The sequence below is a fragment of the Ureibacillus thermophilus genome, from assembly GCF_004331915.1.
Lineage (GTDB): Bacteria > Bacillota > Bacilli > Bacillales_A > Planococcaceae > Ureibacillus > Ureibacillus thermophilus.
On sequence record NZ_CP036528.1, the window covers coordinates 250,176 to 266,687 of the forward strand.

The 16,512-nt window shown below is 39.7% G+C and carries 13 protein-coding genes; 2 read left to right on the forward strand and 11 right to left on the reverse strand.

Going from position 1 to position 16,512, the window contains the following annotated elements; genetic code table 11:
- Positions 1 to 18: 18 nt before the first annotated feature.
- From DKZ56_RS01140 to DKZ56_RS01170, 7 genes are all read right to left on the reverse strand, one after another.
- Positions 19 to 693 (reverse strand): methionine ABC transporter permease, encoded by a 675-nt coding sequence (locus DKZ56_RS01140; RefSeq protein WP_208650903.1) that lies wholly within the window; start codon positions 691 to 693, stop codon positions 19 to 21.
- A complete protein-coding gene (locus DKZ56_RS01145; RefSeq protein WP_208650904.1) occupies positions 683 to 1,696 on the reverse strand; it encodes a methionine ABC transporter ATP-binding protein in 1,014 nt (337 codons plus the stop codon). Before DKZ56_RS01145 ends, DKZ56_RS01140 begins: the two co-directional genes overlap by 11 nt.
- 350 nt (positions 1,697 to 2,046) lie before the next feature.
- Positions 2,047 to 2,958 carry a 1,4-dihydroxy-2-naphthoate polyprenyltransferase gene (locus DKZ56_RS01150; RefSeq protein WP_208650905.1) on the reverse strand — a complete coding sequence of 304 codons (912 nt, stop codon included), beginning with the start codon at positions 2,956 to 2,958 and terminating at the stop codon, positions 2,047 to 2,049.
- Positions 2,959 to 3,102: 144 nt separating this feature from the next.
- Positions 3,103 to 3,975, reverse strand: coding sequence for a GNAT family N-acetyltransferase (locus DKZ56_RS01155; RefSeq protein ID WP_208652118.1), 873 nt, complete (start codon positions 3,973 to 3,975; stop codon positions 3,103 to 3,105).
- A gap of 150 nt (positions 3,976 to 4,125) precedes the next feature.
- Positions 4,126 to 5,946: an ABC transporter ATP-binding protein gene (locus tag DKZ56_RS01160; protein ID WP_208650906.1), complete on the reverse strand. Its 1,821-nt coding sequence runs from the start codon at positions 5,944 to 5,946 to the stop codon at positions 4,126 to 4,128.
- Positions 5,946 to 7,673: an ABC transporter ATP-binding protein gene (locus tag DKZ56_RS01165; protein ID WP_208650907.1), complete on the reverse strand. Its 1,728-nt coding sequence runs from the start codon at positions 7,671 to 7,673 to the stop codon at positions 5,946 to 5,948. The genes DKZ56_RS01160 and DKZ56_RS01165 overlap by 1 nt, the downstream gene beginning before the upstream one ends.
- Positions 7,674 to 7,697: 24 nt before the next feature.
- Positions 7,698 to 8,615, reverse strand: a complete 918-nt coding sequence (locus DKZ56_RS01170) for a DMT family transporter (RefSeq protein WP_208650908.1) — start codon at positions 8,613 to 8,615, stop codon at positions 7,698 to 7,700.
- Between the two features lie 185 nt (positions 8,616 to 8,800).
- On the opposite strand from DKZ56_RS01170, the gene DKZ56_RS01175 reads away from it, so the two are divergent.
- Entirely contained in the window at positions 8,801 to 10,813 is a 2,013-nt protein-coding gene (locus tag DKZ56_RS01175; protein WP_208650909.1) for a bifunctional diguanylate cyclase/phosphodiesterase, read from the forward strand.
- A gap of 48 nt (positions 10,814 to 10,861) precedes the next feature.
- Here the strand turns inward: DKZ56_RS01175 and DKZ56_RS01180 are convergent, their stop codons facing one another.
- Together DKZ56_RS01180 and DKZ56_RS01185 are read right to left on the reverse strand one after the other, a co-directional pair.
- Entirely contained in the window at positions 10,862 to 11,341 is a 480-nt protein-coding gene (locus DKZ56_RS01180) for a threonine/serine exporter family protein (protein WP_208650910.1), read from the reverse strand.
- A 13-nt stretch (positions 11,342 to 11,354) separates the two neighbouring features.
- A complete protein-coding gene (locus tag DKZ56_RS01185; protein ID WP_208650911.1) occupies positions 11,355 to 12,113 on the reverse strand; it encodes a threonine/serine exporter family protein in 759 nt (252 codons plus the stop codon).
- 113 nt (positions 12,114 to 12,226) lie between these two features.
- Between DKZ56_RS01185 and DKZ56_RS15300 the strand changes: the two genes are divergently transcribed.
- The gene (locus tag DKZ56_RS15300; RefSeq protein WP_222837129.1) at positions 12,227 to 13,627 is read left to right on the forward strand and encodes a polysaccharide deacetylase family protein; all 1,401 of its coding nucleotides are present in this window, start codon (positions 12,227 to 12,229) and stop codon (positions 13,625 to 13,627) included.
- Between the two features lie 211 nt (positions 13,628 to 13,838).
- Here the strand turns inward: DKZ56_RS15300 and DKZ56_RS01195 are convergent, their stop codons facing one another.
- Positions 13,839 to 15,008, reverse strand: a complete 1,170-nt coding sequence (locus DKZ56_RS01195) for a saccharopine dehydrogenase family protein (RefSeq protein WP_208650912.1) — start codon at positions 15,006 to 15,008, stop codon at positions 13,839 to 13,841.
- A 21-nt stretch (positions 15,009 to 15,029) separates the two neighbouring features.
- On the reverse strand, positions 15,030 to 16,508 hold the full coding sequence (locus tag DKZ56_RS01200) for an aldehyde dehydrogenase family protein (RefSeq protein ID WP_208650913.1): 1,479 nt from the start codon (positions 16,506 to 16,508) through the stop codon (positions 15,030 to 15,032).
- Positions 16,509 to 16,512 lie beyond the last annotated feature (4 nt).

A 16,512-nucleotide genomic window follows, 5' to 3' on the forward strand; every position in this document is an offset into this window, starting at 1 on the left:
ATCATTCTTCCTTTCTTTTTATTTTCTTTTATCAACTAATTTGGCGATAAAATCACCGGCAAATTGAATTACTTGAACCAAAATAATTAAAATCAACACAGTTGTAATCATGATCGTATCGTCATATCGGTAATAACCAAAGCGGATGGCCAAATCCCCTATACCGCCTCCACCGACAGTACCGGCCATTGCCGAAAATCCAATCAAACTGATTAAAGTAAGGGTTATACCTGATATGATGCCGGAACGGGACTCCAACAATAATACATGCCAAATGATCATCCAAGGGGTTGCTCCAGATGCAATGGCCGCTTCGATGACCCCTTTATCAATTTCCCTTAATGCACTTTCTACAATTCTTGCAAAAAAGGGAATGGCCGCCACCGATAATGAAACGCTTGCTGCCGTTGGTCCAATCGTTGTCCCAACAAGAAAATTAGTAAATGGAATTAACGCGACAAGCAAAATGAGGAAAGGAATCGAACGGATCAAATTCACAATAAAACCTAAAATGTTATGTATAATCCCATTCTCCATAAACAAACCTTTATCCGTGATGTAAAGAATCACCCCGATAGGCAACCCGATCACTACAGCTACAATTAATGAGATGGAAATCATATAGATGGTTTGAAAAAAAGCGGTATTGATTTCCGGAATCAGCTCGATTAGATGATTAATATCAAATTCCATAATTGATCACCTCCACTTGAGCGGCACGGTTTTCGATATATCTTAAGGCTTTTTCAATTTCCTGTTTTTCCCCTTTTAACTCCATTATAAAAATGCCCAGTGGTTCATCTTGAATATATTCAATGGATCCATGTAGGAAGTTGCCGTCTACTTGGTGTACTTTTAGCGTATCCGAAATGACACCCTCTCCAGCCACTTTCCCTTTGAAAGTCACTTTCACGATCGTTCCGGTGCATTCTAGAAGAATGGCTTCTGGAATATCATAAGAAATAACGCTGGAGATAAACTCTTTTGTGAGTTGCTCTTTCGGACTTGCGAAAATATCATAAACGCGGCCCTCTTCAATGATTCTTCCCTTCTCCATGACCGCCATCCGATCGCAAATTTCTTTTACGACGTCCATTTCATGGGTGATCAAAACGATTGTAATGTTCAATTCTTTATTGATTTTTTTCAACAATTTTAAAATGGATTTGGTTGTCTTAGGATCGAGGGCAGAAGTGGCCTCATCACATAACAGTACCTTTGGATTATTGGCAAGAGCCCGGGCGATGGCCACCCTTTGTTTTTGGCCGCCACTGAGTTGCGCAGGATAAACATCCTTTTTATCAGATAACCCCACCATTTCCAGCAGTTCTTCCACTCTCGGTTTGATTTGATCTTTCGGAACCTTTGCCGCTTTTAAAGCGAAAGCGACATTTTCAAAAACGGTTTTTTGGCTGATGAGGTAGAAATGTTGAAAAATCATGCCAATTTTAAGTCTTGCCCGACGCAATGATTCTCCTTTTAATTTCGTCAAATCCACCCCATCCACCTTAATCGTTCCCTTTGTTGGACGTTCCAGCAGATTGATGCACCGGAGCAAGGAACTTTTCCCTGCCCCTGAATAACCGACGATCCCGAAAATTTCTCCTTCCCGTATGGTCAAAGATACATTGTCCACCCCAACAACAGTGCCATTCTTTGTATCATATTCCTTTGTTACATTCTGAATTTCGATCATAAAGCTCCCTCTTTTGAACCAGGATGAAGAAAACCTGATTAAAAATTATTAAAATAATATATCATTTTATTTTTATTGTTTTACTAGGATTTTGGAATAAAATAAAACTAAAGCGTCGACCATATCTGAACGAAAAACGCTTTATCCTATTAATATTATAAAGTAATTAGGAATTTGATAATTTAGATACTACCCACCTATGTTTATTTTGTCAATATATTAATATGATTTTGAATTTAAGAATTTTAAAAAAAGAAAACATAAAAACCAGGTTCCAACCTTATTTATTAGAAATACTACCAAAAAAATTATTAATAAAAAAAACCGCCTCCCAAAAGGAAGCGATCCTATTAAAAGATATATCCGACCAACAATCCAGCCGATAATAAGAAGCAAAAAATCGTATTCGTCATGGCTGTGGATTTCATGGCCACTTTCATAAATTGCGGTTCCTTCTCACCTTTTTGGAAACCTTTGATAGCATCCACCGGTTTTTTCACACTTAAGAACACCACCAATGCCCAAGGGCTGATGCTTCCAGCCGCCACTAATCCGATAATCCAAAGATAGGAGATGACAAAGGCGAACGCCAATAACCGCACCGCATTTTTCCGTCCGATTAAAATGGCCAGCGTTTTTCTGCCGCCCCGCTTATCTTCCTCAATATCCCGAATGTTGTTCGACATATTGATCCCGCCGACTAATATCCCTGATGGAATGGAAAGAAGAAAAGCAAGAGACGTAATTTCCCCGGTTTGAATAAAATACGCGATCAATACGAATGCGGTTCCCATCAACGCCCCCGCAAACAGTTCTCCAAATGGGGTATAAGCGATTGGCAGCGGGCCACCCGTATATAAATATCCTACCGCCATGCCAAATGCACCAATTGCTACCAGCCACCAGCTGGAATTGGCGCAAATGTATACACCGATGATAGCAGCCAGCACATATAAAAGAATCGCTACCATCAATACATTTTTCGGCTTCAAGCCATGGCGGACGATTCCTCCACCAATCCCCACCGATTCTTCCGTATCGAGACCACGTTTGAAATCGTAATATTCGTTAAATAAATTGGTTGCGATTTGGAGGCAGAGACATGCAACCATCATCGCCAAAAACAGCAACCAATCAATCTTCGCATCATAAAGTGCCATGACCGTCCCCAAAATGACCGGTGCAAAAGTGGCCGTCAATGTATGCGGGCGGGTCATTTGCCACATCAGTTTTAATGACGAGATCTCTTTTTCCTTTTCCATAAATGATTTCATCCTTTTCAGAAAATGTTGCTATTCCAATTCAGAAACCATTATAACAAATTCTGCAGATCCTTCGCTCCCACAGTGGAAAAAATCCATTAATCCGGCATGAAAAGAAGCCCACTTTCTTAGTGGACTTGCGATTCACCCATAAGCATAAAAATCAATTTGCAGCCGTTTTTGAAAACCTGCCTTTAAATACACCGATAATGCTTCTTCATTCTCCATTTCCACTTCGAGCAGAACCTGTTGTTCCCCGCTCTGATACGCAAAATCTTTCGCCCATCCTAATAAAGCGGTCGCAACCCCTTTCCGCTGATGACGTGGATGAACCGCCAAAGAAGTGATCCATTGGCTCATTCCATCTTTTGCTGTCGTTAATGTTCCAACCACTTCTCCATCCAACTCCGCAACCCAAATGACTCTTCCCGGGACACTCGTATTCATTTCAATCAATTCAACTGTTTCATCCCGTAGATCCCCAAAAGTTTCCCTGAAAATTTCAATGAGCGGCTCCAAGTCGGTCGACTCATTATAGGGTCTTATGTGTACGGAATGATTCATCTCCGTTTCTTCCGCCGCCGCTTCAAAAGTCGCTTCCGAAAAGCTGTATGTATATCCGTAGTTTTCGATGATCTTTCTTGCATACAAGTCTTTTTCATTCAGCGCCACCAGTTCGCCAACCGCTTGTCTGTCTTTAAACGCTTTCGATAACAAGCTGAGCAATGCATCCTCTATACCCGTTTTTCTGTACATTGGATCCACAAGCATTGACCATTCATAAGTATCCAGGCCAATCTTGTCCACCGCTGTAATGACGCCGACCAAATGATTGGTGACTTCATCATATGCCAAGATACAAAAGCCCTTGCTGAAGGGTTTATTTAATACAGATAAATTTAATGCATAGGAATAATCCAAATGGTCAATTTCCATTCCGAATCCGGACAAACTTTTTATTTCTTGAAAGGTTTCTTCATCAATCGGCAACGAGGCAGTCATAAAAGCAATGTTCATCATAAAGTGCTCCGTTCTATTTCATCATCCTTTAAACATTTTAGACAAAGCACCCGCACACTGCAATAAGCATAGCCACATTCCCATAAATTACGTGATTCACTGGTTTTCCCCTTCCACCCTTTCCCAATAATAAGAAAGCTGCCTCATTTAAGAGACAGCCCCCTTTGATTGTTTTAGCATATTGGCATAAATCCCGTTCTTTTCGATCAACTCCTGTTGTGAGCCGGCCTCCGCTATTTTTCCTTCCCTCATGACGAACACCATATCTGCATGACGGACCGTGTTCAACCGATGGGCAATGACGAAGCTTGTGCGTCCTTTCATCAGCTCTTCCAAGGCTTCTTGGATTTTCTTTTCCGTCACTGTGTCGATGCTACTTGTCGCTTCATCCAATAACAAAATTGCAGGATTTGCTAAAAATGCTCTTGCAATCGATAACAATTGTTTTTGACCTTGCGAAATTTCACTACCATCCGCTTTTAACACCGTGTCATAGCCTTTTGACAACTTCATAATGAAATCATGAGCATTGGCTTTTTTCGCCGCTTCCACCACTTCTTCATCCGTTGCATCCAGTCTTCCATAGCGGATGTTTTCACGGACTGTGGCTTCAAATAAAAACGGATCTTGCAGCACAAATGCCATTTGACGTCTAAGGGTGGAACGCTTAAATTCCCGAATATTATGTCCATCAATCAATATTTCGCCGCTTGTTGCATCATAAAGACGGGCAATTAACATCATCGTTGTCGTTTTGCCGGCACCGGTTGGACCAACGAACGCCACCGTTTGACCTGGAGTGACATGAAAATTCAAATTTTGCAGAGTGTCGGATTTGTCATATTGAAAAGAGACTTGTCGAAATTCTACCTCTCCGCGAATTCGATAATTTTCGGGAAGATTCCCTCCGTCATCTTCCACTTTCTCATCCATAATGGAAAATACCCGTTCCGCCCCTGCTATGGCAGACAATACCGTATTGATTTGGTTTGCCAATTCATTTAACGGGCGGGTAAATTGACGGGCATATTCTGTAAAAATGACAATGGTTCCAATGGTCACCCATCCATGATAGGCGAAAATCCCGCCAATTCCAGCGATAATCGCAAAACTGATATTATTCAGGAAGTTAAAGACTTTAGGAATATAGCCGGAATATACGAGCGCCCAAAACCCGACATTTTTCAATCGTTTGCTTTTTTCATAAAATTCCTGCTTCACATCTTCTTCCTGAGAAAAAGCTTTCACAATGGTTTGCCCAGAAATCGTCTCTTCAATCATGCCGTTTAAATCGCCCAGCGCCGCTTGCTGTTCTTTAAAAAGTTTCCCTGTTCTTTTCGTAATCCATCGCATAGCAAAGAACATCAGCGGAATAACAATCATGGTAATGAGCGTCAAAATCGGACTTAAATAAAGCATGACAATGATGGTGCCTACAAAGGTTAAGATGCTTGAAAACACTTGAATAAACGAAGAGTTCAATGTCGTGCTCACCGTTTCAATGTCATTCGTTATGCGGCTCATTATTTGTCCATGCTGCCTTTTAGCAAAATAGGACACCGGAAGCTTCAGCAAATGATTGAAGGCGCCTGCTCTCATTTTGTACACGGTGTTTTGGGCAATGCCAACCATCCAATAGTTTTGCATAAACAATGTCACTGCATAGGCAGCGTAAATGCCAATGAGCAGCAGAATGACTGGAAGGATGCCTTGAAATTCTTTCGGGATGACGAATTTATCAATCATATAGCCAATTAAATAAGGGCCCAGCAACCCTAAAAGGGAACTGATAATGACCATGATGAAAACAACAATTAATAATCCCCTTTGTTCATCTACAAGTTTCCAAATGCGAAGAAGGGTTTTCTTCCAATCGTTTGCACGCGGACCCTTCTTTTTGCGAGATTGTTTTAAATCTTCCTTTGTCAAAACCGGCTCATAGCCAAAAGGTTTTTTCATCGTTCCCATCATTCATCACCTACCTGTTCCTCTTGGGAGTGGGCAATTTGCTGATAAAGTTCGCTTGATTGCATTAATTCTTCATGGGTTCCGATTGCGCTGATCTTTCCTTCATCCAACAATAAAATGCGATCGGCCCCTTTCGCTGTATGGATTTTCTGCGTTACAACAAGCATTGTCGCCTTCGTACCTTTGAGGGCTTCCCATAGCGCCGCCTCCGTTTTAACATCCAACGCACTTGTACTATCATCCAGTATTAAAATTTGCGGTTTTCGAATCAGTGCTCTCGCAATGGACAACCGCTGCTTTTGACCGCCAGATAAGTTGACGCCCTTCTGCCCTACCATGGTGTCATATCCTTCTGGAAAAGCGGAAATGGTCTCATGAATTTGCGACCTCTTTGCGGCAGCCACCACTTCATCAAACGCCGCCTCCCGTTTCCCCCATTTCACATTGTCTTCAATGGTTCCGGTAAAGAGCAGCGATTTTTGTGGTACATAGCCAATCATGCTGCGCAATTTCTTCAACGGCCATTCTTTAATATCCTTGCCGTCGACTAAAATCTCACCCTTCGTCGGCTCAAAAAAACGGGGAATTAGGCTGAGCAATGTCGATTTTCCTGAACCTGTCGCCCCCATAATCGCCAATTTTTCACCTTTTTTCACGTCAAAGGTAATGTCTTGTAGAACGGGCTTTTTAGTATTTGGATAGATGAAGGATACCTCTTTAAAACTAATTGCACCAATCTCGGCTGAAACCTTTTCTTCTTTTAGTCCATCCGCCTTTTCCATCCCCTCTTCCATAATTAAAATTTCCGCCATCCGCTCACTGGAAGCTTTCGCACGGGAAAAACTGTTTAAAATAAAGGCAAACATGCCGAAGTATCCCGTAATCCGCAAGGCATAGTTCACCACTGCCACCATTTCCCCGACTTGTGCGCGATTCATGCTGATTTCCTTCGCCCCATACCAAATAGCAAAAAGCAAGCTCACATTCAGCACGAAAGCCATTAAGGGCATCATCAGTTCCATCGTTCTTAAAGCTTTCATCGTGTCCACTTTCAAATCTTCAGCCACCTGATGAAATTTTTTCATTTCGTAATGATTTCTCATAAAAGCCTTCACTAAGTAAATGGCCTGCAAGCTCTCCTGCAATGCCCGGTTCAGCTTGTCCATGCGCCGCTGCACTTCACTAAAAAGAAAGCTTCCTTTTTTCACAATCACATATAAAAAGATGGCTAAAATGGGCGTTCCGATCATTAACATCAACGCCATCTCGGCATTAACAAAAAACGCCATCATTAAGCTCAAGACAACTGATAACGGCGCGCGAAGCATAATGCGTAAACTCATAAATAAAACACTTTGAACTTGCTGCACATCACTGGTCAACCTCGTTATTAAACTGGATGTCGGATATTTTAGATAAATCGCCATGGAAAAGGATTGAATTTTGCTAAATAGAGCGTTTCTTAAATCAAAAGCAAAACTTTGGGCTACATGAGCCGAATAATATGTATTGAAAATCCCGCTCGCAAAGGCGATGAGCGAAATCCCGATCAATAGGCCTCCCCATAAAGAAATAACATGCAAATCTTTTAATATAATTCCATCGTCAATAATCTTTGAAATGATTAACGGCTGTACCAATTCAGCAGCCAGTTCCACCAACATAAGGACAAGTGCGCATATGGCATACCATTTATATGGCTTTACATAACTTAACACGACTTTCACAAACCCACCCCAATCTGAGAGACTCTACGAATCTGTTTGATCGTATTTTTCTGCTTTCTCGCTGGCCACAGAAATCCATGTGACGCATGTTAACATAAGAAAAATTCCAATGACTTGCCAAAAACCAAAAGAGGTTGAAAAGGCAACGACAGAAATGACCATAGCCGTCAATGGCTCCATTGTTGATAAAATACTTGTCAACACAGGACGGATGTATTTCATGCTGCTCAAAAACAAAACAAATGCAATCGTACTAAAGAAAACAATTGATGCCATGATCAGAAAAATCTTCATATCTGCAAGCAATATCCATTCATCGCTTTGCCAGATAAACGTTCCCATTCCTAAAACGATACCGCCAATCAACATACCCCATCCCACGATAAGCAAAACTCCCCATTCACTCATCAAATGAACAGGATATAAAGTATAAATGGCAAAAGTAAATCCTAAAATCAGCCCCCAAAATAACGCCTCTTTACTGACTAGCAGCTCATCAAACTGAACATTCGTTAATAAGAAAAATAACCCGACCAGTGTTCCAATAATCCCGATGACTTGATACTTTGGCGGCCACATTCGTACTTTAATAGAAGTATACGCAACAATGAAAATTGGTCCTAAAAACTGGAGCAGTGTGGCAAAGACCGCATTGCTCTCTTGAATCGTTCTGGTAAACGAATACTGAAGCCCAAGCATTCCAGCAATACTGTATATCAATAATTGCCTACCCCAACATTTCGATTTCCACACTTCCAAAACCGGTTTCTTTGTCAGCTGCAAAAATCCTAAAATGGCGATTCCTGCAACAAGCAAACGAACGGTCAGTAAAAAATTCACCGTCATGCCTGAATGTTTCAACACCCACTCTGTTAATGGCCCTGTTGTTCCCCAAAGCATGGCACCGGTGACAATCAATATGATTCCTTTGAAATGTTTCATCTTTTTACTTCCTTTTCAATAATTCCAAGGTTTAAAATACTACATTTTAACACCAATATGATACTAAAGTAATATTAATGATTTTTTTATAAAAATGATTGACTTACTATAGTGACGATTTCCTTAAAATTATTTATAATAATTTAATGGTATAAAATAACGATATGCAAGGAGCAGGAATTGTAATGAATGTTAACCTAACACAAAGCTGTGAAGAAAATATGCTGATAAAAACTCCTTTCCCTACCTTTGCATTAAATCAAAATGGACAAGTAATAATTTGGAACCCAGCATGCGAACAATATTTTGGATATACAAAACAAGACTTTCAGAGCACCGATTCCTTAAAGGATCAATTATTTTCTACTTTAACTGAAAATGAGTGGCAACGCATATTGAATGCTCAGGAATACATTCGAATCAATAATATACAATTAATTCACAAAAATGAAACGCTCAGCAAAGCGAACTTCATTATTATTCCATGTTTAATCAATAATGAGCATTCAATTATTTTTTATTGCTTGCCACAGGAAGATTTTTTTACTATTGGCGAAACGGAACAGGAATTGCTAGATTTGAAAAATGGTCTGCTTTCAACCTTTATGACCGTAACTTTAGACCATGAAGGATTCATTATTAGCTGCAATCCATTGTTTTTAAAAACAAGCAAATGGACGCCAAAACGGGTATTAAGAAAAAGCTTTTGGCAACTTTTTCCTGAAGATGAAGAAAGCCAGCAAATTGCTGATACAATTTGGAACACTATTTCAAAAGGTAAAATATGGAAAGGGGATGTGCAAAAAAAGAAAAAAACCGGCGAAACCTATTGGGTTCATTTAACAGCCATTCCTACTTCATCCCCAAATGAAGATGATTTTCATTACTTTTTAATTGAGCAAGATATTACAAATGAAAAAGAAATGCAACAAAAGCTGGAAAAAATCGCATACATTGATGCCGAAACAGGTTTAATGAATGTACACCGTTTAGAAAGCATTGTAAAAGAAATGATTGAAGAAAAACAAAATTTTTATTTTGTTTACTTAAGCATTGACAAATTCTACACACTCAAAGAACTGCATAATATGGAAGTGGAAAATAACTTCATCTTAGAATTTACAAAACGCTTAAAAATATATTTCCAAGATAGCGTACTTGCCCGTGTAAATGAAAGTGATTTTGTGGTGATTACACCTCTTGGAGAGTGGTTTATTCAAGAATTTTTATCATATTTAAAACAAAACCCGATTTATATTGGACACCGTGCAATGCCAATTACCGTAAGCGGCGGAATCACCCGTTCACCGCAAGATCAATCTAACTTTACCCAATTAATGAACGCTTCCCTTTTAATCATATCTGAAGTTCGCCAAGCAGGCGGAGATAATATTTTATCTCTTTCTGAATCTACGCATAAAAAATTAAACCGCAAATCCATGATCGAAAAACGTTTGCTTCTTGCCCTAGACCAACGGAATTTAAAAGTATTGTATCAACCGCAAGTTGATTTAAAAACCGGAAAAATTTATGCAGTTGAAGCTTTCGTCAGATGGGAAGATGAGGAAATCGGCGTTGTGAACCCGGACGAATTAATTCCAATAGCAGAAGAATCAGGGTTAATCAACAATATCGGGTCTTTTATGATTGAAGAAGCTTGCAAACAGGCAGCTGAATGGCTTCGTCAAGGCCTTGAATTAAAAGTGGGCATTAATATGTCCGTACGGGAATTTAGAGATAAAAACATGGCGAAATTCATCTTAGATACATTGGTGAAAACCGGCTGCCCAGCTCATCTTATTCAATTGGAAATTACTGAGAAATTCGCGTTAGAGGCAGAAGCGGAAACATCCATCATTCAACAAATGCGTACATTGGAAGAGCAAGGCATCACCTTTGTACTAGACGACTTCGGAACAGGATATGCCTCCTTCCGATACATGCAACTCTTGCCAATTCAAATTCTAAAAATTGATCAAATGTATATTCAATCCCTTACAAAATCAGAAAAAACGCAGCGTTTAATCAACGGCATTGTCCATTTTGGAAAATCCATGAACTTGACGGTGCTTGCAGAAGGGGTTGAAACGGAAGAACAAAAACAATTATTAGAGCAATATAATTGCGACGCGATTCAAGGTTACTTAATCAGCAAACCGGTCACAGCAGATAAAATATCGAAACTTTTAACCAACTAACGAAAAAAGGCTACTCTAAAACCCCTTGAGTAGCCTTTTTCTAATGTTTTATTGCCGTCTTTTATTTCTTATAAACGATTGCATGGAAGTAAGACTTTTCTTCATAAATTTTAAGGACAATTGAAAAATCACTTCAGAAAACACAATTCCCATGGCAATAGCTCCTGAAATTAAAAACGCCCGAATGCCTGTCTCAAGCCCTAGCATATAATTTTGCTCGACAAAATAACGCATCGTATTGTACGCCAGACCTCCAGGCACAAGCGGGATAATCCCTGAAACGATAAATACAATCATCGGCGTCTTTAGTCTTCTGGCATACATTTGAGCACAAACAGCCACCACAAAAGCCCCTAAAAAGGAAGCGATGACTTCCGTTAATTGGGATTCTAAAGCAATATAATAAATCATCCATCCAACCGCACCGACTAAGCCGCAATAAGGAATAGCTTTCACCGGTGCATTGAAAATAACGCAAAGACTTGCAGTTGCAAGAAAACTGAAAAAAAGTTGAATCAAATATTCCATATCCTATTACTCCTCAATGAAATGCCACGACCACCGCTACTCCTGAACCAATGGCAAAAGCTGTTAAAAACGCTTCCGTACCTTTCGCAATGCCTGCCGTTAAATGCCCTGCCATTAAATCCCGAACTGCATTTGTAATTAAAATCCCCGGTACAAGCGGCATCACTCCACTGATAATAATTTTATCGAGCTCGTTCCCATATCCAAATCGAACTGCCACATACGCTACAAGTGCGGCCACAAAGGAAGCAAAGAATTCCGAGAAAAATTTTACTTTGGATAAGTGCTGAATTAATAGCAATGCTAGGTACCCTGCTCCACCGGCCAAAAAGGCAGCAGGCATATCAAACCATGCCCCTCTAAACAGAATCATGAAGCATGCACTAGAAACTGCAGACATAAGAATCTGCAACCAAATTGGTAAAAAATAATTCGTTTTTTGAATCAAACTTAACTCGTCATAGGCCTCTTCTAATGTTATTATTTTAAGTGTAAGTTTTCTAGAAACATTATTAACTTTCGCAATTTTATGCAAATCGGTAATGCGGTTTGAAATCGATATAATTTTCGTTTTTTGTTGTTCACCAAGGGAAAGAATGATCCCCGTTGGCGTTACATAACTTTGGGCATCTAAGTTTTGGGAGCGAGCCATTCTGAGCATTGTATCCTCAACTCTATAAGTTTCAGCACCGCTTTCCATCATAATTTGTCCTGCGAGTAATAAACAATCTAGCGCCAAGTCATCGTTCTTTTCGTTCTTTTCATAACCCATTGTTTAAATTCTCCCTTTCTTCCTTGCCATCATAACGAACCGAAAGGCAAATCTCAAGTTTCTTATTATATTTCATCATTTTAGGATGTCTACTGAGAGGAGAGCTACCAAAGATGAAACGCCGCCGCAAGTCAAGACGTGGTGCATGGATTGACTTTTTCTTGATTGGTTCCATCATCACTTTAACGACAATTATTATTACTATTTCGATTACCGACCAGTTTAAATTTCAGAAACCAACCGTTTCTGCAACAACAACGGAATATCCATCAGATATTTCCTCTCTTATTGAAGAAAAAGAGTCACAATTCCCTAAAATTCGAATCATTTCGGAATCATCCGTTAACCATTTCATACCATATTCTTTAGAATATCCAAAAACTTCTTTTGATCAAGTGAATGATCAAATCAACCAATACATAAAAGACGCAAAACAAGTTTACACAAAAACCTTAAATCAAAAAATTAAAGAGAGCAAAATCAAATCCATTGGCGATTTAACCATTACAACGGAAATCTATGAGTTTAAAGATAAATATTATTCCGTCGTGTTAAAGAAACAATTATCATATAATAAAGTTTCCTATAAAGAAACATTTAAAACCATCGTCTTCAATAAAGATAATGGAGAAATTATTGAATCAAATACTTTATTCAGCCATAATATCGGACATTTGAACTTGCTTGCCCGCTATTTAAGTTCCGAACTTAAGAAAGTTTATGGAAATCAGGTAATTAATGAAAAACTAGATGAAGTTCTATCTCCAAACTGGGAGCATTTCAATCGTTTTGCAGCGGCAAATGACTCGATTATATTTTATTTTAACCAAGGAGAACTTGCTCTAGAAGATGCTGGTGCTGCAAAAATCAGTGTTCCTATTTCTTTCTTGAATCCGATTCTTGCATCCGATTTCCAAAGCAATGAAACAAGCGCCGTAACCATTCTTTCACCGAAAAAGAAAGTCGCTTTGACTTTTGATGATGGTCCTCATTCTAAAGTGACAATGCAAATATTAGATACTTTAGATAAGTACGGTGCAAAGGCTACATTCTTCATGCTTGGAAAACAAGTAGAAAAAAATAAAAACATTGCAAATGAAGTGTTAAATCGCGGCCATGAAATTGGCAACCATACATACAACCATCCTGTCTTAACAAAACAATCAACTTCACAAGTTATTTGGCAAGTAGATCACACAAGTCAAATTATTTATGATGTAACAGGAGAATACCCGACTGTGTTTAGACCGCCTTATGGTGCTTCCAATCAAACCGTTAAAAGCCTTGTGGATATTCCAGTAGTTTTATGGACGATTGATACGTACGACTGGAAATACCGTGATTCAAACAAGATATTGCCTTTCGTGCAAGCCAATTTACATGATGGGGCCATTATCTTAATGCACGATATTCACCAGTCCACAGCAGATGGACTTGATAGTGTATTGGCCTATTTGCAAGAGCAAGGCTACGAATGTGTAACCGTAAGCGAATTATTGACAGAAACAAATTAGTATAAAAATTTTCGGGGCTGTCCAGAAAGTAGAACACTTTCGGAAACAGCCTTACTTCTTATAGGAATATTCTCTTAAAAACTTTCCCTGCGGTGGTTACAAAACGCGCCTCCTCGTCGCAATTTATCTGCGGCAAAAACTCTAGCTAAAGCCGCAAAGGGGGCGTCTTGAAATGACTTTTCAGACGCCCCCTTTTTTTGGCATCTCCCTCCTACCATTTCACAATGGATGAACGATGGGAAATTTCTTTAATTATTACACCGCGTTTATTCATTTTTTCAATATATTCTTTTCCAGGAACAATCGTTTCTGGCGGGAATACACCCCGTTTTGAAATCGTTCCTTCCCCGATCATAATGGCAACAGAGGCAATGGTACCTGCTGTAACTGTACCCATGGCTGTTACATCTGAATCTTCATCCCGTTTTAAAATCATTTCATATTCATAAGTCACTTGTTCGCCAGATTTTTCGCCGACGATGATAGCTCGAAGCACAACGGCATCTTGTTTTTTTCCTAAATATAATTTTTTCTTCAACGCTTCTCGAACAACATCCCGCACTTTTACTTGAACGCCGTTTACCTCTACAAAATTATCTCGGTCAAAGAAGCCTAGTTCCTTCATAAGCTGGAATTTTTCTGCATGGCCTTTATAACGGACTGTTTTATATTCCAGTGTTTTTACATTCGGAAAAGTTTTATATAGGGTAGAAGTTCCTCCAGATGTATAGAATGCTTCCAATGTGCCGAATTCGTTAAAGTAAATTGGCTCTATTCCTGTAAGCGACTCTACTTCCACCAGTTTGCCGTCACGGATAATTTTTGCAGGCTCCGTATAATGATCAATTACCCCTTCTAAAGAAAACACCCTTGTATAATTTAAAGGAGGTTCCGGTTTTACTGGAATTCCGCCCACAAACAGCTGGATGGACTTTACCTTATCCAACTTCGATGCACCATATCCTACTAAAATATTAATCATTCCCGGTGCTAAACCTAAATCCGGAATAATCGTTACATTTTTTGCTTTTGCTTGTTCATCCAATTTTAAGACGTTTTCCGTAATATCTCCAATATGTCCGCCTAAATCAACGCTATGAACTCCTACATCAATGGCCGCTTTCGCTACTCGTTCATTAAATGCATAAAAGAGCGCATTTACGCATACATCCCCTTTAGCAATTACTTCGCGCAATTCCTCTTCATTTTCTGCATTCAATTGAACGGCTTCTGTTTTTTGTAAATTTGCTGATTGAATAAATTCATTCACTACCGCAAGATCTAAATCTGCCAAATATACTTTTTCCACTTTTTCGCTTGCATTTAAATCTCGCGCTACTTCTCTCCCCATTAATCCTGCACCTAATACTACTACCTTCATTCCACACATCCCCTTTTCTTTTTATTTTTCTGTATCAATTTGAGCCCGTTGCAACTTGCCGCTGTAATCCACATAAATGCTTTTCCATTCGGTAAAGACATCTAATGCGGCTTGGCCGGAATCGCGGTGACCATTACCAGTCCCCTTTGTTCCACCAAATGGCAAATGGATTTCTGCACCGATTGTTCCAGCATTGACATATACAATCCCCGTATCTAAATCTCGCTGGGCTTGGAAAATTTTATTTACATCTTGTGAATAAATGGAACTGGATAAACCAAACTTCACACTATTATTCACTTCAATGGCTTCTTCCAAGCTGCTGACTTCGATGATGCTGAGCACCGGTCCAAAAATCTCCTCCTGGGCAATGGTCATATCGGGCTTCACATCTGTAAAAATTGTTGGTTCAAAGTAATATCCTTGATTATAGGGCGACGCTGTCAAAGTTTCCCCGCCAATGAGCAGCCTCGCTCCTTCCTTTTTGCCAATCTGTACATAATGATGAATTTTTTCTAATGCCGCTTTGTTAATCACAGGCCCCACTTTCACATTTGGATCGAGTCCGTTGCCAATCGTTAACTTTCGAGTTTTAGCTACGAGCTTCTCTTCCAATTCATTTTTCACATCTTTATGCACAATTACCCGGCTGCAAGCAGTACATCTTTGCCCTGCTGTTCCAAAGGCGCTCCAAATAATTCCTTCCACTGCCAAATTTAAATCTGCATCATCCATGACGATGACGGCATTTTTTCCTCCCATCTCAAGAGAGACCTTTTTTAAATGACGGCCGCCCAGTTCCGCCACTTTGCGTCCTGTCTCATTGGAACCTGTGAAAGAAATTACTTTTACATCAGGGTGTTCAATAAGCGCCGTACCAACTGTTGAACCTGCACCAAACACTATGTTGAATACCCCTTCTGGCAAACCGACTTCTTCTATAATTTTTCCTAACTCGTTTGCCATTAGCGGAGTTTCAACGGAAGGTTTCCATACGACCGCATTTCCGGCAACAATAGCAGGAAAAGATTTCCACGTTGCTATGGCGAGCGGAAAATTCCAGGGTGTGATAATCCCGACAACACCAACAGGGCTTCTTACGCTCATAGCAAATTTATTTGGCAATTCAGAAGGAGTTGTCTCCCCAAATAAACGCCTGCCTTCCCCTGCCATATAAAAGGCCATGTCGATGCCTTCCTGCACTTCACCTCGGGCTTCTTCAAGCACTTTGCCCATTTCTTTTGTAAGAATCTCCGCCAGAGCATCTTTCTTTTCTTTCAATCTATAACCTATTTCATATAAATATTCAGCCCGTTTTGGAGCTGGAATGAGTGCCCATGTTTTTTGCGCCTGTTTTGCTGAACGCACCGCTTCATCCACTTCTTGTTTTGTTGAAAGAGGAACTTTTGCCAATTCTTCCCCAGTTGCTGGATTAATTACTGCAGCCGTTTCTAAATCCCGATCCATCCATCGACCATTGATATAGTTTTTTAAATTCATAACA